At 70.3% G+C, this 22,463-nt stretch carries 20 protein-coding genes and 1 pseudogene; 15 read left to right on the forward strand and 6 right to left on the reverse strand.

Annotated elements, in window-relative coordinates; all coding sequences use genetic code 11:
* The 3 genes from H0524_RS18305 to H0524_RS18315 form a co-directional block, all read right to left on the reverse strand.
* The coding region (locus tag H0524_RS18305) for a branched-chain amino acid ABC transporter substrate-binding protein (protein WP_180199846.1) at positions 1-986 on the reverse strand (986 nt) is incomplete at its 3' end.
* Positions 987-1,509: 523 nt separating this feature from the next.
* Positions 1,510-2,163, reverse strand: a complete 654-nt coding sequence (locus H0524_RS18310; protein ID WP_180199744.1) for an MBL fold metallo-hydrolase — start codon at positions 2,161-2,163, stop codon at positions 1,510-1,512.
* Between the two features lie 7 nt (positions 2,164-2,170).
* Positions 2,171-2,887 carry a maleylpyruvate isomerase family mycothiol-dependent enzyme gene (locus tag H0524_RS18315; RefSeq protein WP_180199745.1) on the reverse strand — a complete coding sequence of 239 codons (717 nt, stop codon included), beginning with the start codon at positions 2,885-2,887 and terminating at the stop codon, positions 2,171-2,173.
* Positions 2,888-3,001: 114 nt separating this feature from the next.
* Between H0524_RS18315 and rsgA the strand changes: the two genes are divergently transcribed.
* From rsgA to H0524_RS18345, 6 genes are all read left to right on the forward strand, one after another.
* Positions 3,002-3,820, forward strand: a complete 819-nt coding sequence (rsgA, locus tag H0524_RS18320) for a GTPase RsgA (RefSeq protein WP_180199746.1) — start codon at positions 3,002-3,004, stop codon at positions 3,818-3,820.
* Positions 3,821-4,126: 306 nt separating this feature from the next.
* Positions 4,127-7,093 carry an excinuclease ABC subunit UvrA gene (gene uvrA / locus H0524_RS18325; RefSeq protein ID WP_180199747.1) on the forward strand — a complete coding sequence of 989 codons (2,967 nt, stop codon included), beginning with the start codon at positions 4,127-4,129 and terminating at the stop codon, positions 7,091-7,093.
* A gap of 217 nt (positions 7,094-7,310) precedes the next feature.
* Positions 7,311-7,805 carry a Rieske (2Fe-2S) protein gene (locus tag H0524_RS18330; protein WP_018727311.1) on the forward strand — a complete coding sequence of 165 codons (495 nt, stop codon included), beginning with the start codon at positions 7,311-7,313 and terminating at the stop codon, positions 7,803-7,805.
* A 119-nt stretch (positions 7,806-7,924) separates the two neighbouring features.
* Positions 7,925-9,952, forward strand: a complete 2,028-nt coding sequence (uvrC, locus tag H0524_RS18335) for an excinuclease ABC subunit UvrC (protein WP_180199748.1) — start codon at positions 7,925-7,927, stop codon at positions 9,950-9,952.
* A 45-nt stretch (positions 9,953-9,997) separates the two neighbouring features.
* Positions 9,998-10,792 carry an alpha/beta fold hydrolase gene (locus tag H0524_RS18340; RefSeq protein ID WP_180199749.1) on the forward strand — a complete coding sequence of 265 codons (795 nt, stop codon included), beginning with the start codon at positions 9,998-10,000 and terminating at the stop codon, positions 10,790-10,792.
* Between the two features lie 118 nt (positions 10,793-10,910).
* Entirely contained in the window at positions 10,911-11,048 is a 138-nt protein-coding gene (locus tag H0524_RS18345; RefSeq protein WP_309225158.1) for a type II toxin-antitoxin system prevent-host-death family antitoxin, read from the forward strand.
* Positions 11,049-11,168: 120 nt separating this feature from the next.
* Here the strand turns inward: H0524_RS18345 and recQ are convergent, their stop codons facing one another.
* The 3 genes from recQ to H0524_RS18360 all read right to left on the reverse strand — a co-directional run bounded on the left by recQ (position 11,169) and on the right by H0524_RS18360 (position 13,816).
* Entirely contained in the window at positions 11,169-13,010 is a 1,842-nt protein-coding gene (gene recQ / locus H0524_RS18350; RefSeq protein ID WP_180199750.1) for a DNA helicase RecQ, read from the reverse strand.
* Between the two features lie 69 nt (positions 13,011-13,079).
* Positions 13,080-13,295, reverse strand: a complete 216-nt coding sequence (locus H0524_RS18355; protein WP_180199751.1) for a hypothetical protein — start codon at positions 13,293-13,295, stop codon at positions 13,080-13,082.
* Complete coding sequence (locus tag H0524_RS18360) at positions 13,283-13,816, reverse strand: hypothetical protein (RefSeq protein WP_180199752.1); 534 nt, start codon at positions 13,814-13,816, stop codon at positions 13,283-13,285. The genes H0524_RS18355 and H0524_RS18360 overlap by 13 nt, the downstream gene beginning before the upstream one ends.
* A gap of 149 nt (positions 13,817-13,965) precedes the next feature.
* Here H0524_RS18360 and H0524_RS18365 point away from each other — a divergent pair, with 149 nt between their 5' ends.
* The 9 genes and pseudogenes from H0524_RS18365 to tpiA all read left to right on the forward strand — a co-directional run bounded on the left by H0524_RS18365 (position 13,966) and on the right by tpiA (position 22,399).
* Positions 13,966-14,820, forward strand: a complete 855-nt coding sequence (locus tag H0524_RS18365; protein WP_180199753.1) for a helix-turn-helix transcriptional regulator — start codon at positions 13,966-13,968, stop codon at positions 14,818-14,820.
* 23 nt (positions 14,821-14,843) lie between these two features.
* The gene (locus tag H0524_RS18370) at positions 14,844-15,047 is read left to right on the forward strand and encodes a DUF397 domain-containing protein (protein WP_180199754.1); all 204 of its coding nucleotides are present in this window, start codon (positions 14,844-14,846) and stop codon (positions 15,045-15,047) included.
* Positions 15,048-15,255: 208 nt separating this feature from the next.
* Positions 15,256-15,926 (forward strand): annotated as a pseudogene (locus tag H0524_RS18375) (GAP family protein).
* Between the two features lie 243 nt (positions 15,927-16,169).
* On the forward strand, positions 16,170-17,078 hold the full coding sequence (gene rapZ / locus H0524_RS18380; protein WP_180199755.1) for an RNase adapter RapZ: 909 nt from the start codon (positions 16,170-16,172) through the stop codon (positions 17,076-17,078).
* On the forward strand, positions 17,075-18,067 hold the full coding sequence (gene yvcK / locus H0524_RS18385; protein ID WP_180199756.1) for a uridine diphosphate-N-acetylglucosamine-binding protein YvcK: 993 nt from the start codon (positions 17,075-17,077) through the stop codon (positions 18,065-18,067). The genes rapZ and yvcK overlap by 4 nt, the downstream gene beginning before the upstream one ends.
* Before the next feature lie 54 nt (positions 18,068-18,121).
* Complete coding sequence (gene whiA, locus H0524_RS18390; RefSeq protein WP_180199757.1) at positions 18,122-19,102, forward strand: DNA-binding protein WhiA; 981 nt, start codon at positions 18,122-18,124, stop codon at positions 19,100-19,102.
* 248 nt (positions 19,103-19,350) lie between these two features.
* A complete protein-coding gene (gap, locus tag H0524_RS18395) occupies positions 19,351-20,355 on the forward strand; it encodes a type I glyceraldehyde-3-phosphate dehydrogenase (RefSeq protein ID WP_018727318.1) in 1,005 nt (334 codons plus the stop codon).
* A 52-nt stretch (positions 20,356-20,407) separates the two neighbouring features.
* Positions 20,408-21,607, forward strand: coding sequence for a phosphoglycerate kinase (locus H0524_RS18400; protein ID WP_018727319.1), 1,200 nt, complete (start codon positions 20,408-20,410; stop codon positions 21,605-21,607).
* Positions 21,608-22,399 carry a triose-phosphate isomerase gene (tpiA, locus tag H0524_RS18405; RefSeq protein WP_180199758.1) on the forward strand — a complete coding sequence of 264 codons (792 nt, stop codon included), beginning with the start codon at positions 21,608-21,610 and terminating at the stop codon, positions 22,397-22,399.
* Positions 22,400-22,463 lie beyond the last annotated feature (64 nt).

Here is a 22,463-nt window from a genome sequence, read left to right on the forward strand (position 1 = left end):
CGCGTGGTGTTGCCCTCGGCCAGGCCCTCGATCAACACGTTCGCGGCGTCGAAACCCTCGGCACCGAAGGGCCCCGGAGGGGCGCCGTACTCCGCTTCGAAGTCGGCCGCGTAGGTGCCGCCTGCCTTTTCTGACGGCAGACACAGGCAGGTAATGATCGCACCTTCGGCGCTGGCTCCGGCGCCCTTCGGGAAGGACGGGTCGTAGATTCCGTCGAGGCCGAGGAAGGGGGTCGTGATGCCGGCCTCCCGCATCTGTTTCACCAGCGGAGCGGCCTCGTTCGTGTAGCCGCCGTAGGCGATCGCGTCCGGCTCGGCAGCCTTGATCTTCGAGATGGTGGCGGCGAAGTTGACCTGCTTCTCCTGCACCTGGTCGGTGCCGCCCGCCAACGCACCGAGGGACTCGGTCAGCTCGTCGGTGATGCCGGCGCCGTAGGTGGTGCCGTCATTGATCACGAAGACCTTCTTGGCCTGCACGACGTCTCGAAGGTAGACGGCAGCGGCGGCACCCTGGACGGCGTCGTTTCCGACCACCCGGTGGAACACCTCGTTGCCGCCCGCGGTCAACTCGATCGCGGTCGCCGACGGGCTGAGCATCACCATCTCGGCCGCCTCGTAGACCGCCATCGTCGCCTTGCTCTCACCGGAGAACCCACCACCGATGACGCCCAGGAAGGACGCGTCGCCGGCCACCCTGTTCGCGACCGGCGTGGCTTCGGTCGGGTCACCCTTGGTGTCGAACTCCTGCAGGGTCACCTTGCAGTCCGGGTTCGCCGCGTTGTGCTGCTTCACCGCGAGTTGGGCACTCTTGAGCGCCGGGATCGCCAGACCCGAGTTCGGTCCGGTGTAGGCACCGAACATGGCGATCTTGCCACCGCAGTCGCTGCTACCGGCGGTGTTGTCCTTCTCCGCCTGACAGCCCGCAGCGCCGATGAGGGCTGCGGACAATCCAATGGCGCCGAGCGCCCGTACGTAACTACGCCTCACGGCTAAAGACCTCCTCCAGTTGCAGGAGCCCGAGCACGCCCGAGGCAGCGACCGCACCAGTACGTCAGCCTCCCTGCCTCGATGTGAGCCCGCGCACCTGCTACGGCTTGTGCTGGCGGAGCGTACTGGGTCGACAAACGGTCCCGGAAGCCCTCGAAGTTACGCTTGTCAAACTGTTACGGATACAAGCGTCAATATGGCCTGAACCTGCAACATCCGGCACAGTTGCCCCGAGGCCCAGACAGGACCGACTCCGGCAGCAGGGTGCAGACCGGCCGGTGGACGTACCTCGGGTTCGCCGCCACCCGGCTGACCGTGTTCGGCGCCGCACCGTTCGGGTCGTCGGCAAAACACTGTTGGGCTGCCGCAACCTGGGTGGGCTGGCTACCAGTGACGGTGGGGGAGACTGGATGCCCGCGAAGTGCCGGCGCGGGTCACTCCGCGGGTGGTGTTGGCGGTGCCGCGCGCCACGAATGCGGCGATGGTGATTTCCGAGGTGCGCGCTGACTCTGGGATTCGTGGATTACCAGCCGCGGGCTCGCCACCGGGGCAGGGCGGGCCGTTCGGCGCTGAGGGTGCTGTCCTTGCCGTGGCCTGGGTAGAACCAGGTGTTGTCGGGCAGCCGGTCGAAGAGGCGCTGCTCGACATCGTCGATAAGCTGAGCGAAGCGTTGCGGGTCCTGCCGGGTGTTGCCCACCCCACCGGGGAAGAGGCTGTCCCCGGTGAACAGGTGCGGGGTGCCGGATGGGTCCTGGTAGAGCAGGGCGATTGAGCCGGGGGTGTGCCCGCGCAGGTGAATCACCTCCAGCGTGCAGTCGCCGACCGGGATTCGGTCGCCGTCGGCGAGGGGCTCCACCTTGATCGGCAGCCCGGGTGCGTCCTCGGCGTGCGCCAATGGCCGGGCCCCGGTCTCGGCCACCACCTCCTCGAGCGCCAGCCAGTGGTCCATGTGCTGGTGGGTGGTGACCACGGTGGCGAGGCCGGCGTCGCCGATCAGGTCGAGTAGCCGGGGCGCCTCGTTGGCCGCGTCCACCAGGACCTGCTCGCCGTTGCTCCGGCAGCGCAGCAGGTAGGCGTTGTTGTCCATCGGGCCCACCGACACCTTGGTGATGGTGAGCCGGCCCAACTCGCGGGTGGCCGGCGGGCCGCCGGGGGTGACGTCTCCGGTGTAGGTCATTGGTCGGTCAGATCCATTCGGGTGGGGTCGGTAGCGGGCCGTCGGGGGTGACGGTGAGTCGGGTGCCGGGGCTGCGGCCGATCAGCCAGGCGGCGAGGTGGGGTGCGGCGCCGCTCACGGTGGGGGCGGCGGTACGGTCGCCGACCACCAGTTCGTGCGCTCTGCCGTCGCAGCGCAGCACCATCGGCGGCGCGTCGGAGCGCCCGGCCAGGCCGGTGGCGACCTCGCGCAGGAGCCGGTGGCCGAACGCCTCCGGCCAGTCGGCGGGCAGGTAGTCGACGGCCAGGTCCACGTGGTGCACCTCGACTTCGCGGAGGCGGCCCCAGACGAGGTTCGCCGCAGACCAGGGCCCGCGTCGGGTGGTGACCGTGGCGCCCCACGCCTGGGTCGGCATCGCCGCCACCGCCTCGGCGAACCGCTCCGCGCTGCGACGCAGGTCGTCCTGGTGCGCGGCGGGTGGGCGGGCGGCGCCGGCCTCGATGTCCGCGGAGCGCGCGGCGGGGCTCGCGTACATCGGGATGGGTTCCCCGGTGCGGGCGGCGGTGAGCAGGTTGACGAACCCGTCGGCGTTGCGGGCAAGGTGGGCCAGCACGTGTCCCCGGGTCCAACCGGGGAGCAGGGACGCGGTGGCCAGGCTCGTCTCGTCGAGGTCCGCCGTGGTGCGCAGGAGACGGGCCGTGGCGTCGTCCACCTCGCCGGTCAGCCGCAGTGGATCGGAGGTCACTTCCCGACCCTAGCGGTCGGGCCGTCCGTTCGTCGCCGGGGAAATTGGTTTCGGGTGCCCGGCGGTGCGCCCTACGGTCGGCGGCAACGCGAGGCCGGGAGGTCGGAGGAGGTAGTGGATTTCGTGACCATCGATCTGACGGCCCTGGGGTGGGACGCCGACCGGGCGTCCGACGCACGACGGCGCGCCGACTATCAGCCGGGCCGGGTGGCCGGGGTCGAGCGGGGGGTGTGCACCGTCCTGACGGCCGCCGGCCCGCTCCGCGCCACCCTCGGCGGGGCGGTGCTGGCCACCGCGGCCCGGGACCGGACGTACCTGCCGTGCGTGGGTGACTGGGTGCTGCTCGCCACCTGGCCCGACCGGCACGTGACGGTCGAGGCGGTACTGCCCCGGCGTACCGCGTTGCTGGGCCCACCCGCCGGCAGGGTCGGCGGCCGGTCGTCCCGCACCGGGACGCACGGGCAGATCCTGGCGGCCAACCTGACCGCCACGGCGGTGGTCGAGCCGATGCGTCCCGAGCCCGACCTCGGACGGATCGCGCGCCTGCTGGCGCTCGTGCAGGAGTCGGGGGCCCGGCCGTTGGTGGTGCTGACCAAGTCCGATCTGGTCGCCGATCCGGCTGCGGTGGCGCGGCAGGTTGCGGCGGTGGCGCCGGGGGTGCCGGTCCTGCCGGTCAGTGCGCGGCGGGGTGCGGGGCTTGACCCGCTACGTGCGGAGGTGGCGCCGGGTCGGACCCTCGGCCTGTTCGGCCCGCCCCGGGCGGGCCGGTCGAGTCTGGTGAACGCGCTGTCCGGCGCGGTGGCGCTGCCGACGTCGGCGAGCCGGCGTGGGGACGGCCGGGGCCGACCCGACTCGGCTGGGCGGGCGCTGGTGGCGGTGCCGGGCGGTGGCGCGGTGGTGGAGACCCCGGGGGTACGGGTGGCGCCCGGCTGACCGAACTGAGCTGGGGGAATGCGCGGACGAAGGGAAGTGTCACACCCCAGGGCTAGGCTTGCCGAGGCGCTCTTTGCGGCATTGGTGGCCAGGGACCAAAGGTAACCAGGGACCAAAGGTAACCAGGGAACCAGGTGACAAAGGTAACCAGGTAACAAAGGTGACCAAGTGGTCAGGTAGCCACCCTGCCCAATGGGCGACACAACCGCACAGCGCGACCGCGTGGCCGTCATCCGGGTCAAACCTTCCGGGTGGGGCCGTCGGGCGACAGCTGCCATCAATCCGCACCCCGGGAGTACACGCACCGTGGTTGACCGACTCATCATCCGTGGCGCGCGCGAGCACAACTTGCGTGACGTCAGTCTCGATTTGCCGCGGGACGCGCTCATCGTGTTCACCGGGCTGTCCGGTTCCGGCAAGTCGAGCCTGGCCTTCGACACCATCTTCGCCGAGGGGCAGCGGCGCTACGTCGAGTCGTTGTCGTCGTACGCGCGGCAGTTCCTCGGCCAGATGGACAAGCCGGATGTGGACTTCATCGAAGGGCTCAGCCCGGCCGTCTCCATCGACCAGAAGTCGACCTCGCGTAACCCCCGGTCGACCGTGGGCACGATCACTGAGGTCTACGACTACCTGCGTCTGCTCTTCGCCCGGATCGGCCAGCCGCACTGCCCGGTCTGCGGCGAGCGGATCTCCCGGCAGACCCCGCAGCAGATCGTCGACCGGGTCCTGGCGATGGCGGAGGGCACCCGGTTCATGGTGCTCGCGCCGGTCGTCCGGGGTCGTAAGGGCGAATATGTGGACCTCTTCGCCGAACTGCAGGCGAAGGGTTACGCCCGCGCCCGGGTGGACGGGGTGGTGCACCCGCTGACCGAGCCACCGAAGCTCAAGAAGCAGGAGAAGCACACCATCGAGGTGGTCATCGACCGGCTCACCGTGAAGCCGTCCGCCAAGCAGCGGCTGACGGACTCGGTCGAGGCGGCGCTCGGGCTCTCCAGCGGTCTGGTGCTGCTGGACTTCGTCGACCTGCCCGAGGACGACGCGGAGCGGGAGCGCCGCTACTCGGAGCATCTGGCCTGCCCCAACGACCACCAGCTCGCGATCGAGGACCTGGAGCCCCGGGTCTTCTCCTTCAACGCCCCCTACGGCGCGTGCCCGGAGTGCACCGGCCTGGGCACGAAGAAGGAGGTCGACCCGGAGCTGGTGATCCCCGACCCCGAGCGCACCCTGCGGGAGGGGGCGATCCAGCCCTGGTCCGGCGGGCACACCCTGGAATACTTCCTGCGCCTGCTGGAGGCGCTGGGCGAGGCGGAGCACTTCGATCTCGACACGCCGTGGCGGGCGTTGCCGGCCCGGATCCAGAAGACGATCCTGCACGGCGCCGACGACCAGGTGCACGTGCGGTACCGCAACAAGTACGGCCGGGAACGTTCGTACTACACCGGCTTCGAGGGCGTGATGCAGTGGATCGAGCGCCGGCACTCGGATACCGAGTCGGAATGGTCCCGGGAGAAGTACGAGGGCTACATGCGGGACGTGCCCTGTGCCGCCTGCGGTGGTGCCCGGCTCAAGCCGGAGGTGTTGGCGGTCACCGTCGCCGGCCGGAGCATCGCCGAGGTGTGCGGGATGTCCATCGGGGAGTGCGCCGAGCTGCTCGCCGGCGTCGAGTTGACCGATCGGCAGCGGCTGATCGCCGAACGGGTCCTCAAGGAGATCAACGCTCGCTTGCGGTTCCTGCTCGACGTCGGGCTGGACTACCTCTCCCTGGACCGCCCGGCCGGCACCCTCTCCGGGGGTGAGGCGCAGCGTATCCGGCTGGCCACCCAGATCGGTTCCGGCCTGGTCGGCGTCCTCTACGTGCTGGACGAGCCGTCGATCGGCCTGCACCAGCGCGACAACCACCGCCTGATCGAGACGCTGCTGCGCCTGCGCGGGCTCGGCAACACGTTGATCGTTGTCGAGCATGACGAGGACACCATCCGGACGGCGGACTGGATCGTCGACATCGGCCCGGGTGCGGGCGAGCACGGCGGCCAGATCGTGCACAGCGGCTCGGTCCCGGCGCTGTTGGAGAACCCGGAGTCGGTGACCGGGGCGTACCTGGCCGGCCGGAAGGAGATCCCGACGCCGCAGCGGCGCCGTCCGCAGACGCCGGGCCGGGAGCTGACGGTGCGGGGGGCCCGCGAACACAACCTGCGGAACCTGACCGTGACGTTCCCGCTCGGTCAGCTGATCGCCGTCACCGGGGTCAGCGGCTCGGGCAAGTCGACCCTGGTCAACGACATCCTGTACGCGGTGCTGGCCAATCAGATCAACGGGGCGCGGCTGGTGCCGGGCCGGCACACCCGGGTCGCCGGTCTGGAACACGTGGACAAGGTCGTCGGGGTGGACCAGTCGCCGATCGGACGCACCCCGCGGTCCAACCCGGCCACCTACACCGGCGTCTGGGATCACGTTCGCAAGCTGTTCGCCGAGACGGTCGAGGCCAAGGTCCGGGGGTACGGGCCGGGCCGGTTCTCGTTCAACGTCAAGGGGGGCCGGTGTGAGGCCTGCTCCGGTGACGGCACTCTCAAGATCGAGATGAACTTCCTGCCCGACGTCTACGTGCCGTGCGAGGTCTGCAAGGGCGCTCGGTACAACCGGGAGACCCTGGAGGTGCGTTACAAGGGCAAGACCGTCTCGGATGTGCTGGAGATGCCGATCGAGGAGGCGGCAGAGTTCTTCTCCGCCATTCCGGCCATCCACCGGCACCTTCGGACGCTGGTGGACGTGGGGCTCGGCTACGTCCGGCTGGGCCAGCCCGCACCGACCCTCTCCGGCGGCGAGGCGCAGCGGGTCAAGCTCGCCTCCGAGCTGCAGAAGCGCTCCACCGGGCGGACGGTCTACGTGCTCGACGAGCCGACCACCGGGCTGCACTTCGAGGACATCCGGAAGCTGCTGATGGTGCTGGAGGGGTTGGTCGACAAGGGCAACACGGTGATCACCATCGAGCACAACCTCGACGTGATCAAGACCGCTGACTGGATCATCGACATGGGGCCGGAGGGCGGCCACCGCGGCGGCACGGTCCTCGCCGCCGGCACCCCGGAGGAGGTCGCCGAGGTGCCCGAGAGCCACACCGGCCAGTTTGTGCGCCAGGTACTCAAGCTCGACGGTGCGGCGCAGGGCGCGGCGCAGGCCACCTCCCGGGCGGCCAAGGCCAACGGGGCGAAGACCCGCGCGACCGGGGCGAAGACGACCCGTGCCCCCCGGAAGACCGCCGTCAAGGCTCGGTGAGCGGCCGGCGTCACCGGTCCGGGTCACCCGAGGGCGACACGGACCGGTGAATGATCAGGGCGCCAAGGTGACCGGGCCGGTGACCCTCGCCGGCCGGGTAGGGTCGCACGGGTGGCACCGGGACGCGGACCGGGCGAACCGACCGGGCGCGTTGGTTTCGGGGGACCGACCGGGGCACACCATCATGGCGGCGGTCGTTGGCCGAGGAGATTGCGGAATGAGTGACGAGCAGACGGGGACCGGTGCGGGGGTCGGCACCGGCGACGGCGTACGGACCCGGCGAGCCGTGCTGGCCGGTGCGGGTGCGGTCGGCGCCGCGATGGCCCTGGCCGCCTGCGGCGACAACTCCACCGGCGAAGCCGAGGCCAGCCCCGGCCCGGCGTTGAGCGAGAGCGGCGACCCGGGTGGCGGCGATCGGGAGGGAGCCCAGTCGCTGGCCCGGACCAGTGACATCCCGGTCGGGGGCGGTGTCGTCTACGCCGCCCAGGGGGTTGTCATCACCCAACCGTCCGCGGGGGAGTTCAAGGGCTTCGACCCGATCTGCCCGCACCAGAACTGTCCGGTGGGGAACGTGGACGGTGGCACGATCAACTGCACCTGTCACGGGAGCAAGTTCTCGATCGAGGACGGCGCGGTGCTGAGCGGCCCGTCCACCAAGCCCCTCGCACCGCGGGATGTCACCGTCAACGGCGACCAGATCTCGCTCGCCTGACTTGCAGCGGTCGGCGTGGTCGGCCCGACCGGGGCCGACCACGCCGACCGCCCCGTTGGCGCTTGACCACACCCCATTGGCGCTCGGAGGCTGTCGGAGCCGGCGACTAGGCTCGGAACGTGGCTGATCCCTCGTCCTACCGTCCCGCGTCCGGCACGATCCCGGAGTCACCGGGGGTCTACCGGTTCCGCGACGGAACCGGCCGGGTGATCTATGTTGGCAAGGCGCGCAACCTGCGTAACCGGCTCAACTCCTACTTCGCCGACCCGGTCAACCTGCACCAGCGCACCCGGCAGATGGTCTTCACCGCCGAATCGGTGGACTGGATCTCCGTCGCCACCGAGGTCGAGGCGCTCCAGCAGGAGTTCACCGAGATCAAGCAGTACGATCCGCGGTTCAACGTCCGCTACCGGGACGACAAGTCCTACCCGTACCTGGCGGTCACCGTCGCCGAGGAGTTCCCCCGACTCCAGGTCATGCGGGGGTCGAAGCGCAAGGGGGTGCGCTACTTCGGGCCGTACTCGCACGCCTGGGCGATCCGCGAGACGCTCGACCTGCTGCTTCGGGTCTTTCCGGCGCGCACCTGCTCGTCGGGGGTGTTCAAGCGGGCCGGTCAGGTCGGCCGTCCCTGTCTGCTGGGCTACATCGACAAGTGCTCCGCGCCCTGTGTCGGCAGCGTCTCCGCCGAGGAGCACCGGGCGATCGTGGACGGCTTCTGCGACTTCATGGGCGGCCGGACCGACCTCATGGTCCGCCGGTTGGAGCGGGAGATGGTCGACGCCAGCGCGGCGCTGGAGTTCGAGCGGGCCGCCCGGCTCCGCGACGATCTGGCCGCCCTGCGCCGGGCGATGGAGAAGCAGACCGTGGTCTTCGGCGACGGCACCGACGCCGACGTGGTGGCCTTCGCCGATGATCCACTCGAGGCGGCCGTGCAGGTGTTTCACGTGCGGGACGGGCGCATCCGCGGGCAGCGCGGCTGGGTGGTGGAGAAGACCGAGGAGCTGACCATCGGTGACCTCGTCCACCACTTCTGCACCCAGGTGTACGGCGGGGAGCAGGGTGAGGCCGATGTCCCCCGGGAACTGCTCGTGCCCGAGCTTCCCACCGACGTCGAGGCGCTCGCCGACTGGCTCTCCGACCATCGCGGCAGCCGGGTGACGTTGCGGGTGCCGCAGCGCGGCGACAAGCGGGCCCTGCTGGAGACGGTCGCACGCAACGCCACCGACGCCCTGGCCCGGCACAAGCTCAAACGCGCCGGTGATCTGACCACCCGGAGCAAGGCCCTCGACGAGATCGCCGAGACGCTGGGCCTGCAGACGGCGCCCCTGCGCATCGAGTGCTACGACATCTCCCAGATCCAGGGCACCGACGTGGTGGCCAGCATGGTGGTCTTCGAGGACGGGTTGCCGCGCAAGAGCGAGTACCGGCGGTTCATCATCCGGGGCGCCACCGACGACCTCTCGGCGATGTCGGAGGTGCTGCGGCGGCGGTTCGCCCGTTACCTGGACGCCCGGGCCGAGACGGGGGAGGCCGGTGTCGAGTCGGCCGGTGAGCCGGTCGCCCCGACCGTGCCGGCCCCGACCGCGACGGCTTCGTCCGTACCGGCCTCGACCGGGACGGGCGTGCCCGACGAGCCGCGGGTCGGCACCCTGGTCGATCCGACCACCGGCCGGCCACGCAGGTTCGCCTACCCACCACAGCTGGTGGTGGTGGACGGGGGCGCGCCGCAGGTGGCGGCGGCGGCGCAGGCCCTCGCCGAGTTGGGCGTCGATGACGTGGCGCTGTGCGGGCTGGCGAAGCGGCTGGAGGAGGTGTGGCTGCCCGACGACGACTTCCCGGCCATCCTGCCGCGCACCTCGGAGGGCCTCTACCTGCTGCAGCGGGTGCGGGACGAGGCGCACCGGTTCGCCATCACGTTCCACCGGCAGCGGCGTTCCCGGCGGATGACCGAGTCGGCGCTGGACCGGGTGCCGGGGCTCGGCGAGGTGCGGCGCACGGCGCTGCTGCGCCACTTCGGCTCGCTGAAGCGGCTCTCCGCCGCCTCGGTGGAGGAGATCACCGAGGTCCCCGGGGTTGGCAAGCGGACCGCCGAGGCGATCCTCGCCGCACTCGGCGACTCGACGGAGCCAGATGAACCACGCACGTAGTACCTGTCAATCGGAGCGTTTCTGACAGAAGGGTCCGGCACGGGCATGCTGAAGGTGACATCGGCGGACGGCACGGTGATCGCGTACGAACGCTGCGGGGAGCACGGCGCAGGTCCGCTGATCGTGGTCGGCGGCGCCACCTGCGACCGGGCGAAGACCCGCCAACTGGCCGAAGGACTCGGCGCCCACCTGCCGGTCGTCAACTACGACCGCCGTGGTCGCGGCGACAGCGGCGACGTCAGCCCGTACGCCGTCGAGCGGGAGGTCGAGGATATCGCCGCCCTCGTCAACGACCTCAGTGCCGACGTCATCCTGTACGGGCACTCGTCCGGTGCCGCCCTGGTGCTGCACGCCGCGGCCGCCGGGGTGCCGGCCCGGGCGGTCGTGCTCCACGAACCACCCTTCGGCGCGGACACCGACGAGGACCGCCAGGAGGCCCGCGACTACGCCGAGGCCCTGACCACGCTGCTGGCGGAGGATCGACGCGACGACGCGGTGGCGCTGTTCTTCCAGACCACCGGCGTGCCGGCGGAGGCGGTGGCCGAGCTGCGCCACGAGCCGTGGTGGGCCGACGTGGTGGCGCTCGCGCCGACGCTCGCCTACGACTCGGCGGTCATGGGTGACCTGAGCCGCGGTGGCATCCTGCCGGTGGAGGTCGCCGCCCGGGTTTCTGTGCCCGCGTTGGTGCTCAGCGGCGGTGAGAGCCCGGACTGGATGATCGAGGTGGCCCGCGCCGCCGCCGCGGCGCTGCCGCAGGGCACGCACCGGGTGCTGCCCGGCGAGGGGCACGTGCCGTCGCCGCAGACCCTCGCCCCGGTGCTGACGGACTTCATCGCCTGAGGCTGAACCGCCGATGACGCCAGCGGGGACCTGCACACACCCGGCTGACCGGCAACACCGGTTCAGGTTGATCAACAGCTGAATCCCGCATCGTAGCACATGTGCTACGTTTGGTAACGTGGACGAGGTCGGGCTACGGGAGATGCGGCAGAACGCCAGCGATTTGGTACGGCGGGCACAAGCGGGTGAACGCGTGACGATTACCGTCGCCGGCCGGCCAGCAGCCGTGCTCGGCCCGGTAGGTCCTCGCGACTAGCCGCACGCATGGTTTCGCTGGTCTCGAGGACCTCGTCATGATTCGTACGATCTGACCGCGCCGAACATTCCAGCCCCGCAGCCGACGGCCGGGTACCGACTAGCGGGCAACCCCGGTTGGTCAAGCCGGGGGTACGTCGTCGGCGAGTACGGCCAGCACCTGCTCGCCGTACTTCGCCAGCTTCGCCTCTCCGACGCCACTGACCTGGGCCAGGTCGGCCAGGGCGGCCGGTGCGTCGGTGGCGATCTGCCGCAGCGTGGCGTCGTGGAAAATCACGTACGCCGGCACGCCCTGCTCCTTGGCGGTGGTGGCCCGCCAGGCGCGTAGCCGCTCGAAGGCCTCGGCGGCGGCCGGCGCCAGCTCGGCGACCACGGTGGCCGCGCCGCGCGGCTTCGCCGGTCGGGCCTTCCGGGCCGGTTCGCGGCGGAGCATGACGGTGCGGCGCCGACCCAGCACCTCCGCGCTGGTGTCGGTCAGGGCCAGGGTGCCGTAGTCTCCCTCGACCGCCAGCAGCCCCTCGGCGAGCAGCTGCCGGACCACCCCCCGCCACTCCGCCTCGCTCAGCTCGGTGCCGATGCCGAAGACCGTCAGGGAGTCGTGCCGGTGCTGCTGGATCTTGTCGGTGGCGCGGCCGAGCAGGATGTCGACGCAGTGCCCGGAGCCGAAGCGTTGGTTCCGTTCCCGGTCGAGCCGGTAGACCGTGGAGAGGAGTTTCTGCGCGGCGACCGTGCCGTCCCACGACTCGGGCGGCTGCAGGCAGGTGTCGCAGTTGCCGCAGGCGGCGGCGGTCTCGCCGAAGTAGTCCAGCAGCTGCACCCGGCGGCAGCGGACCGTCTCGCAGAGCGCGAGCATCGCCTCCAGATGGGCGGCGAGGTTACGCCGGTGCGCCAGGTCCCCCTCCGAGGTGTCGATCAGCCGGCGTTGCTGCACCACATCGGTCAGACCGTAGGCGAGCCAGGCTGTCGCCGGCAGGCCGTCCCGTCCGGCGCGGCCGGTCTCCTGGTAGTAGCCCTCCACCGACTTCGGTAGGTCCAGGTGGGCGACGAACCGTACGTCCGGCTTGTCGATGCCCATCCCGAAGGCGATCGTCGCGACCATGACCAGGCCGTCCTCGCGTAGGAAACGTTGCTGGTGCCGGGCGCGGGTGACCGCGTCCAGGCCGGCGTGGTACGGCAACGCGGCAATTCCGTTGTCGACCAGGAACTCCGCGGTCTTCTCCACGCTGGCCCGGGAGAGGCAGTAGATGATGCCGGCGTCCCCCGGGTGCTCGTCCCGGAGCAGGGCCAGCAGCTGCCGCTTCGGCTCGCGCTTCGCCGCGATGCGGTACTGGATGTTGGGCCGGTCGAAGCTGGCGACGAAGTGCCGGGCCGAGGTGAGCTGGAGCCGGGTGGCGATCTCGTCCCGGGTGGCGCTGGTCGCGGTGGCGGTCAACGCCACCCGTGGCACCCCCGGCCAGCGTTCGTGCAGCATCGACAGGGCCAGGTAGTCCGGGCGGAAGTCGTGCCCCCACTGCGACACGCAGTGCGCCTCGTCGATCGCGAAGAGGCTGATCCGCCCCTGGTCGAGCAGGTGCTGCACGCCCCGGGTGCCCAGGGCCTCCGGGGCGAGGTAGAGCAGATCCAGCTCCCCGGCGACGAAGGCCCGCTCGACGGCGCGGCGGGCGTCGAGGTCCAGCGTCGAGTTGAGGAAGCCGGCCCGGACCCCGACCGCGGTCAGCGCGTCGACCTGGTCCTGCATCAGCGCGATCAACGGTGACACGACCACCGCGACGCCGTCCCGCAGCAGCGCCGGAATCTGGTAGCAGAGCGACTTGCCGCCGCCGGTGGGCATCAGCACCAGGGCGTCCCCGCCGGCCGCCAGGTGCTCGATGACCTCCTGCTGGAAGCCCCGGAAGGCGTCGTAGCCGAAGACGCGCCGCAGTGTTTCCAGCGCGGCGGGCTGCTGGTCGGTGGCGGAGGGCATGGGGCGCAGTCTACGAGTGGCCCCTGACGCGCCGGCCCACGCCCGGGCCCTGCGGGGCGCGTTGCTGGCTTACCTCGCCGGCTGGACCCCGAATGGTGGCCCCAGCCGCGTTGTGGCCGGTGGCTCGGGATTGGCGTAGGAGCCCCGCAGCGCGCCGTACCGGTCCCGGCAGACATAGCTGAGAGTGGAGTGGATCCAGACGCCATCGTTGTCCCGGAGCACCGCCAGGCCGCAGTGCCGGCACGGCGACACCCGGGGGTAGGTCGACGCGGTCACCGGCCGCACCCGTCGTCGCCGTCGCCCCAGCGGAACCCGCCCAGGCCGGCGGCCTGGTGGAAGCCGGCATGTCCGAGGGTATCCGCGCAGACCTCCCGGTCCGGGCCGAGCTGGCCGCAGAACAGCGGCTCGACCTGATTCCAGGCATCGGCCCGGGACAGCAGGACGGTGTTTGCCGATAGCTCCGGTCGTAGCAACGTCAACCCTTCGACGTAGATGACCGCCTGGTCCCGGGCCGCCGGCAGATCATCGGCTCGGTAGGTCAGGTGCAGTGTCCACCGGCGGTGCGCGTCAGCGACACAGGCGGGCGGTATCACCGACGCCGAGCGCCGCTCGCGCTCGGTTGCATAGCGGGCGACCAGGGCATCGACGTACGCGGTCGAGGTGATTGAGTCCGTCAACGCCTGCGTGACGGCGGCGCGGACCCGTTCGGAGACATCCGCCTGCTCGAGAAGCTCGGCGAGGTCCGCATAGTGCCTGGCCGCGATCCGGTCCTGCCACGTCCGCTTCGACGCCTGGTCATCAGTCACTGCTACTCCCGATGGTCAGTTGGCCCGTGTAGCGGGATTCATCAATGGTGACAGGTCGCAATGATAGTTGCAACGTAGCAACTGGCAATGTTGGGTGTTGTGTAAGGTCAATCCGGTTCGTTGTCCGTGTGTGCGTGAAAGGTGCAACCATGGCGATCTCGGCCAGTCCAACAATTCGCGCCCGCCGGCTTCGTCGTGAGCTGCGTCGACTGCGTGATCAGCGCGGCTTGACCGTTGACGAGGTGGCCCGGCTGGTGGGGTGGCACCGGGCAAAGGTGATTCGCGTCGAGCAGGGGCACAGCGGGGTCTCAGCTGATGGCCTACGTAAACTCCTCGACCTCTACGAGGCTTCCGTGGAGGAGCAGGAAACCCTGACGGCTCTCGCCCGACAAGCCCGCCAGAAGGGCTGGTGGAGCGCCTACGGTGACGTGCTACCCGACGACTACGTCGGCTTCGAAGCCGAAGCTGTCGCCATCAGCACCTTCCAGAGCCTGTACGTTCCCGGTCTCCTGCAAACCGAGGAGTACGCCCAAGCGATCATCCACGCGGGTCGGACGACGGCCGATCCGGAGGAGGTAGCCCGGGTCGTCGCGGCACGTCAAGCCCGGAAGGTGCTCCTTGCTCGCGATGTCCCGCCCAAGTTGTGGATCGTCCTTGACGAAGCCGCGGTGCGTCGGCATGTCGGCGGACCGGAAGTCATGGCCGCCCAGTTGGCGCGCATCATCCAGGCGTGCCAGATGCCAGCGGTTGAGGTGCAGGTTTTGCCCTTCTCCGCCGGAGCGCACGCTTCGATGGGTGGTGCCTTCACGATCCTCGACTACGCGGAACCGGCATTCGACCCGACCATCGTCTACGTCGACAACGACACCAACACACTCCTGCTCGAAACAGGCGAGCAGGTGTCGCGATATAGACTCGCCTTTGACCACCTGCGTGCGAAGGCGCTCGATCCCGACCGGTCTGCCGACTTCCTCGCCATGGTGGCCGCTGATCTTCAACCTTGAGTTCTGGCCAGAGGAGCCTTGCGATGAGCACGTCCGACGCTGCGGTTCTGACCTGGTGCAAGAGTTCCCGCAGCAGCGCCAATGGGTCTGATTGTGTCGAGGTAGCTGGGCTGGGTGAAGGGCTGGCAGTCCGGGACTCGAAGGATCCGGCTGGGCCGGTGCTGGTCTTCGGGCCCCTCGCCTGGGCGTCCTTCGTTGCCGGGCTGCGGAGCGCGCCGCGCGGCTGACCACGAAAGGCCGCTGATTCCTCCCGCCGGTTTGAGGTGGACCAGCCTGCCAACGAGGCGGGCGCGATCGGCCGGCGGCATGGTGTTGCGCTATTGACGGGGGTGCGCGAGGAGGCCGGTGTCGGGCTGGGGCACGGTCCTACAATGGCCGTCTTCCGGCCCCTAGTTCCTCCACTGGGTAGGCACCCGCCATGACGTGGAGATCTTGATGATCACCGGTCTCTTCGGCCTCGCTCTACTGGACAGCCTTAACCCGTCGGCTCTCGCGGTAACCGTCTATCTGCTGCTGTCGACGAAGCCGTACGTCCCACGGGTCCTGGTGTATGTGGGCGCGATCTTCTCCGCCTATCTCACCCTGGGCCTGCTGCTCTTCCTGGGTGCGGAGTCCACTTTCCACCGGGTGAGCGGTTTCCTCGGCAGTGATGCCGGCTATGTGCTGCAGGGTGCGGTGGGAGCGGCTCTGCTGATCTACGGCTGGTTGACCGAGCGTCGTCGCCGCCGGGCCAGCCCCACACCGAAGCGGCCCCGCTCCCACTCCTATGGGGCGATCGCGCTCCTGGGCGTGGTGGTGACGGTGGCCGAGTTCGGCCCGCGCTGCCCTACCTCGGGGCGATCGGAATCCTGGTCGGCGCGGACACATCAGTGCCGGAGGCGGTGGCGCTGCTGACCGCGTACAACGGTGTCATGGTGCTGCCACCCCTACTGATGCTGGTGGCCTACCGGGTGCTGGGCGACCGGATACGGCAACTGTTGGAGGCCGCCGGCGGGTGGTTGATGCGGCAGGCCGCCGAGCTGTGGTCGTCGATTCTCAGCGCTGCCGGAGCGCTGCTGTTGCTCAGCTTCGTGGCTCATTTCGAGCTGTGGAAATGGATCGGCTGAATCGGCCGTTCGGACTGGTGGTAGCCCTGGCCGGCCAGCTGATACCCGGACGGCATTACGTCAACCCACCGGCCGGGGCGACCTGCGATTGTCGCGGGCGCAGAAGTCTGGTGGTCGATGCTGGGCGAGCTGTCCCGGTGTCGGGAATGTGACGCGGGAGATCTGGGTGGTTCGGCGGGTTAGAGTCGCTCTTCGAACCCGTGGCCCAGTTCGGGGCGCGGTGTCACAGGTTGGGGGTACCAGGTGATCGAGGGGCAGCCGAGCGTGCCGGATGGGCTTGACCCGTCGGGCACCGACACCACGCTCGTGGTGGTGACCGGGGTCTCCGGCGGTGGGCGCAGCACTGTTGCCCGGGCCCTGGAGAACGTCGGCTACTACGTGGTCGACAACCTGCCCCAGGCGCTGATGCTGGACATGGCCGAGCTGGCGGTGAAGGCCGGTGGCGCCGCCCGGCGTACGGCGATGGTGCTGGATGTGCGCTCCCGGGCGTTCTCCACCGACCTGGCCGGTGCGATCCGGGAGCTCAAGGAGCGGGGCTTCGCCCCGCGGGTGGTCTTCGTCGACGCCGACGACGAGGTGTTGATCCGGCGTTTTGAGAGCGTCCGGCGTTCGCACCCCTTGCAGGGGGAGGGGCGGCTCGCGGACGGCATCGCGGTCGAGCGCGGACTGCTGGAGGGGGCTCGCGACCAGGCCGATGTGTTCCTCGACACCAGCCACCTCAACGTCAACCAGCTGCGTCGGCGGATCGAGGAGCTCTTCGGTGCCGAGGACGCCCGCCGGCTGCGGGTGACTGTGGTCTCCTTCGGTTTCAAGTACGGCGTGCCGCCGGATGCCGACTTCGTCTGCGACGCCCGGTTCCTGCCGAACCCGTACTGGGTTCCGGAACTGCGCGAGCACACCGGGCAGGCGGCGGCGGTCAGCTCGTACGTGTTGGGCCAGGAGGGCGCCGAGGATTTCGTGGCGACCTACGCCGACCTGATCAATGCCACCACCGCTGGTTTCGAGCGGGAGGGTAAGCGGTATCTGACCGCCGCCGTCGGCTGTACCGGTGGCAAGCACCGCAGTGTCGCCATCGCCGAGGAGCTGGCCGTGCGGCTGCGTCAGACCGGCCTCGCCGTCAACGCGCAGCACCGTGACCTGGGGCGAGAGTGACGGCTATCCGGGTGGTCACCTTCGGCGGTGGGCACGGACTCTCCGCTTCGCTGCGGGCACTGCGGCGCTGCGCTCCCGAACTCGACCTTGATCTGACCGCGGTGGTGACGGTCGGCGACGACGGCGGGTCCAGCGGCCGGCTGCGGGCGGAGCGGGGCGGCCTGCCGCCAGGGGACCTGCGGCAAGCGCTCGTCGCGCTGGCCGGAGATCATCCCGCCACGCAGCGCAGCGCCGGGCTCTTCCAACACCGCTTCGCCACAATCCCGACGTCCACGCTCGGCGACCGGGGGGCCACCGCGAGCGGACTGACCGGCCATGCCGTCGGCAATCTCGTGCTCTGCGGGCTGATGGAGCTGCTCGGCGACCCGGTGGCGGCGCTGGAGCATGCCGGCGCGATGTTGGGCACGGTCGGGCGGGTGCTGCCGATGTCCTGCGAGCCGGTCGGGATCGAGGCGCGGGTCCGGGGCGTTGACCCCGGCCGGCCGGCGGAGGTCAGCATCGTCAGCGGCCAGCATCAGGTGGCCGTCACCACCGGTCGGGTCGAGTCGCTGCGGCTGAACCCGGAGGCGCCGGCGGCCTGCCCCGAGGCGTTGGCCGCCATCGGCACCGCCGACTGGCTCCTCTTCGGCCCGGGCAGTTGGTATACCAGCGTACTGCCGCACCTGCTGGTGCCGGAGCTGTCCGCGGCCATCGCCGCAAGCCCCGCCCGTCGGCTGGTCACCCTCAACCTGGCCGCCGAGAAGGAGACGTTCGGGCTCTCTGTCGCCGATCACCTGGCCGAGCTGCGGTGGTACCTGCCGAAGCTGCGGGTCGACTGCGTGCTCGGAGACGTCAAGGCGGTGGGTGACCCCGAGCCGGTCGAGCGTGCGGCAGAATCGCTGGGCGCTCGGCTGATCCTCGCCCCGGTTGCGGTCAACGACGGCACGCCCTGTCATGATTCGGCGGCTCTCGCCGCTGCTTTGGTGCCGGTCCTGGGCGCCGCTCGTTAGACACGTACGTAATCTCCGGCGACACGCCGGAACCGGTCCGTGAGAGGACGCACAATGGCGATGACGGCGGCGGTCAAGGACGAGCTGAGCCGGGTTGACGTGCCCAAGCCCTGCTGCCGGCGGGCGGAGATGGCGGCGCTGCTGCGCTTCGCCGGTGGGTTGCACATCGTCTCCGGTCGGGTGGTTGTGGAGGCCGAGCTGGATACCGGGGCGGTGGCCCGGCGGCTGCGGCGGGAGATCGCCGATGTCTACGGCTACCCCAGCGAGATCCACGTCCTCGCCTCCGGCGGCCTGCGCAAGGGCAGTCACTTCATCGTGCGGGTGGTCAAGGACGGGGAGTTCCTGGCCCGGCAGACCGGCCTGCTCGATGTCCGCGGTCGTCCGGTGCGGGGCCTGCCACCGCATGTGGTGGCCGCCAACGTCTGCTGCGCGGTCTCGGCGTGGCGCGGCGCGTTCATGGCACACGGTTCGCTGACCGAGCCGGGTCGCTCCAGTGCGATGGAGATCACCTGCCCCGGCCCGGAGTCGGCTCTCGCCCTGGTCGGCGCGGCCCGCCGGATCGGCATCGCCGCGAAGAACCGCGAGGTGCGCGGGGTGGACCGGGTGGTCGTCAAGGACGGCGACGCCATCGCCGCCCTACTCACCCGGATCGGTGCCCACGCCAGCGTGCTGGCCTGGGAGGAACGTCGGGTCCGGCGGGAGGTGCGGGCCACCGCGAACCGGTTGGCGAACTTCGACGACGCGAACCTGCGTCGGTCGGCGCGGGCGGCGGTCGCCGCCGCCGCCCGGGTCACCCGTGCCCTGGAGATCCTCGCCGACGACGCGCCGCACCACCTGACCTCGGCCGGGCGGCTGCGGCTGGAACACCGCCAGGCATCGCTGGAGGAGCTGGGCACCCTTGCCGACCCGCCGTTGACCAAGGATGCGATCGCCGGCCGGATCCGGCGGCTGCTCGCGCTCGCCGACAAGCGAGCCCGCGATCTCGGCATCCCGGATACCGAAGCGGCAGTCACGCCGGACATGCTCGTGGTCTGATAGGACGGCGGCGGGAACCACCCGCCGGAGCAAGACCCCCCATGCTCGGATAGGGTCGCTGCGTACGGCAAGGGAGCCGGCACTCGGCATTCCTCGCCGTGCGCACCGCCTCGGGCGGTCGGTCCCTCGGACCGCGGCGGGGCGGCCGAGATGAACCGTCAAACGGCCGGTTCCACCGGCTGGCGCAGACTCGTCGCCGGCCCGTGGGTCATCACGCCGGCGGACTAGAACGCGAGGAGATGGGACCTGTGACCATCCGGGTTGGCATCAACGGCTTCGGCCGGATCGGCCGTAACTTCTTCCGGGCAGTACTGGCGTCCGGCGCTGACATCGAGATCGTGGCGGTCAACGACCTGACCGACAACGCGACGCTCGCCCACCTTGTCAAGTACGACAGCATTCTCGGCCGGCTGCCGCACGAGGTGAAGGCCAGCGCGGACGAGATCACCGTGGGCGGCAAGAGCATCAAGGTGTACGCCGAGAAGGACCCGGCGAACCTGCCCTGGGGCGAGCTGGGCGTGGACGTGGTCATCGAGTCCACCGGCCTGTTCACCGACGCCACCAAGGCGAAGGCGCACGTCGACGGCGGCGCCAAGAAGGTGATCATCTCCGCGCCGGCGAAGAACGAAGACGTCACCGTGGTGATGGGCGTCAACCACGCGGAGTACGACCCGGCCAAGCACACCGTCATCTCCAACGCCTCCTGCACCACCAACTGCCTGGCGCCGATGGTGAAGGTCCTGCAGGACACGTTCGGCATCGAGCAGGGTCTGATGACCACCATCCACGCCTACACCCAGGACCAGAACCTCCAGGACGCTCCGCACAAGGACCTGCGTCGCGCCCGTGCCGCCGCGCTGAACATCGTGCCGACCTCCACCGGTGCGGCGAAGGCGATCGGCCTGGTGCTGCCGGAGCTCAAGGGCCGGCTGGACGGCTACGCGCTGCGGGTGCCGATCCCGACCGGGTCCGCCACCGACCTGACCGTCACCGTCGGCCGGGAGACCACGGTGGACGAGGTCAACGCCGCGATGAAGGCGGCCGCCAACGGCCCGCTCAACGGCGTCCTGTCCTACAACGAGGACCCGATCGTCTCGGCCGACATCGTCACCGACCCGGCGTCCTGCATCTTCGACGCCCCGCTGACCAAAGTGATCGGCAACCAGGTCAAGATCGTCGGCTGGTACGACAACGAGTGGGGCTACTCGAACCGCCTGGTGGACCTCGTGAAGCTGGTGGGTCAGTCGCTGTGAGTGCGCGTAGGCAGCTCGCGGGGGGCCTGGTGACGAAGGGAAGGTCGGTCCGGTGACTATCCGCACCCTCGACGACCTGCTCGCCGAGGAGGTAACGGGTCGGCGGGTGTTGGTCCGCGCGGACCTGAACGTCCCGCTCGACAAGCAGACTGGTCAGATCACCGACGACGGCCGGATCCGGGCCGTGCTGCCGACCCTGGGCGCGCTGGTCCAAGCCGGCGCGAAGGTGGTCGTCTGCTCCCACCTGGGGCGGCCGAAGGGCAGCCCCGACCCGGCGTTCAGCCTGCGTCCGGTCGCCGGGCGGCTCGGTGAGCTGCTCGGTGCACCGGTGCACTTCGCCGAGGACACGGTTGGCGACTCGGCCCGGTCCACGGTGGCGGGCCTCGCCGACGGCCAGGTCGCCCTGCTGGAGAACCTGCGGTTCAACCCGGGTGAGACCAGCAAGGACGAGGCGGAGCGGGGCGCCTTCGCCGACCAGCTCGCCGCGCTCGCCGACGCGTACGTGGACGACGCGTTCGGCGCGGTGCACCGTCGGCACGCCAGCGTGTACGACGTGCCGGCCCGGCTGCCGCACGTGGCGGGCCGGCTGGTGCTGCGCGAGGTGGAGGTGCTCGGCACCCTCGCCGGGGAGCCGGACCGCCCGTACGTGGTGGTGCTCGGTGGGTCGAAGGTCTCCGACAAGCTGGCGGTGATCGAGGCGTTGCTGCCGAAGGTCGACCGGCTGCTGGTCGGCGGCGGCATGTGTTTCACCTTCCTGAAGGCGCAGGGCCACGAGGTGGGCTCCTCGCTGCTGGAGGAGGAGATGGTCGAGACCTGCCGGAGTCTGCTGGACCGCGCCGACGGCAAGATCATGCTGCCGGTTGACGTGGTGGCGGCGGACGCGTTCGCCCCGGACGCCCCGCACGACACGGTGCGGGCCGACGGGATCCCCAGCAAGCGGGTCGGGCTCGACATCGGCCCGGAGACGGTGGCTGGTTTCGCCGCCGCGCTGCGGGACGCTCGGACGATCTTCTGGAACGGCCCGATGGGCGTGTTCGAGATGGCGGCCTTCGCGCACGGCACCCGCGGTGTCGCCGAGGCGATCGCGAAGTCGGACGCGTTCACCGTGGTCGGTGGCGGCGACTCCGCCGCCGCGGTGCGGGCGCTCGGCCTCGACGAGCAGGCGTTCAGCCACATCTCCACCGGTGGCGGCGCCAGTCTTGAGTACCTGGAGGGCAAGACCCTCCCCGGCATCGCGGCCTTGGAGAGCTGAATGGCCAACCCCACCCGCCGGCCGCTGATGGCCGGCAACTGGAAGATGAACCTCAACCATCTCGAGGCGAACCTGCTGGTGCAGAAGCTCGCCGCGAGCCTCACCGCGGAGCAGCTCACCGACGTCGAGACGGTGGTGCTACCGCCGTTCACCGACCTGCGGACGGTGCAGACCGCCGTGGACGGGGACAAGCTGCTGGTGGGTTACGGCGCGCAGGACCTCTCGCCGCACGCATCGGGAGCGCACACCGGTGACATCGCCGGTCCGATGCTGACGAAGCTGGGCTGCACCTACGTGGCGGTCGGCCACTCCGAGCGGCGGGCGAACCACCGCGAGGATGACGCGGTCGTCAACGCGAAGGTGCAGGCGGCGCTCACCCATGGCCTCGCCCCGATCCTCTGCGTGGGGGAGGGGCTGGACGTTCGGGAGCAGGGCGGCCAGGTGGCGCACTGCAACGACCAGCTCGACGCCGCCCTCAAGGGGCTCTCCGCCGAGCAGGTGACCCAGGTTGTCGTCGCGTACGAGCCGGTCTGGGCGATCGGCACCGGCAAGACGGCCACCCCGGAGGACGCCCAGGAGGTCTGCGGGGCGCTCCGTCAGCGCCTTGCCGGGCAGTTCGGCCAGGAGACGGCCGACCAGGTGCGGATCCTGTACGGCGGGTCGGTCAAGTCGTCGAACGTGGCCGCCATCATGGCTCAGCCAGACGTGGATGGTGCCCTTGTCGGCGGCGCCAGCCTGGACGCTGAGGAGTTCGCGAAGATCTGCCGGTTCCCGGAGCACACCACCGGCTGACCGCTTCGCTATCCTTGACTCCGCCCGTCCGCCGGTCGGTGCCACCGTGCCCGTTCTGCTCGGG

Origin of the sequence: Salinispora sp. H7-4, from assembly GCF_013416675.1 — a bacterium.
GTDB classification, from domain to species: domain Bacteria; phylum Actinomycetota; class Actinomycetes; order Mycobacteriales; family Micromonosporaceae; genus Micromonospora; species Micromonospora vitiensis.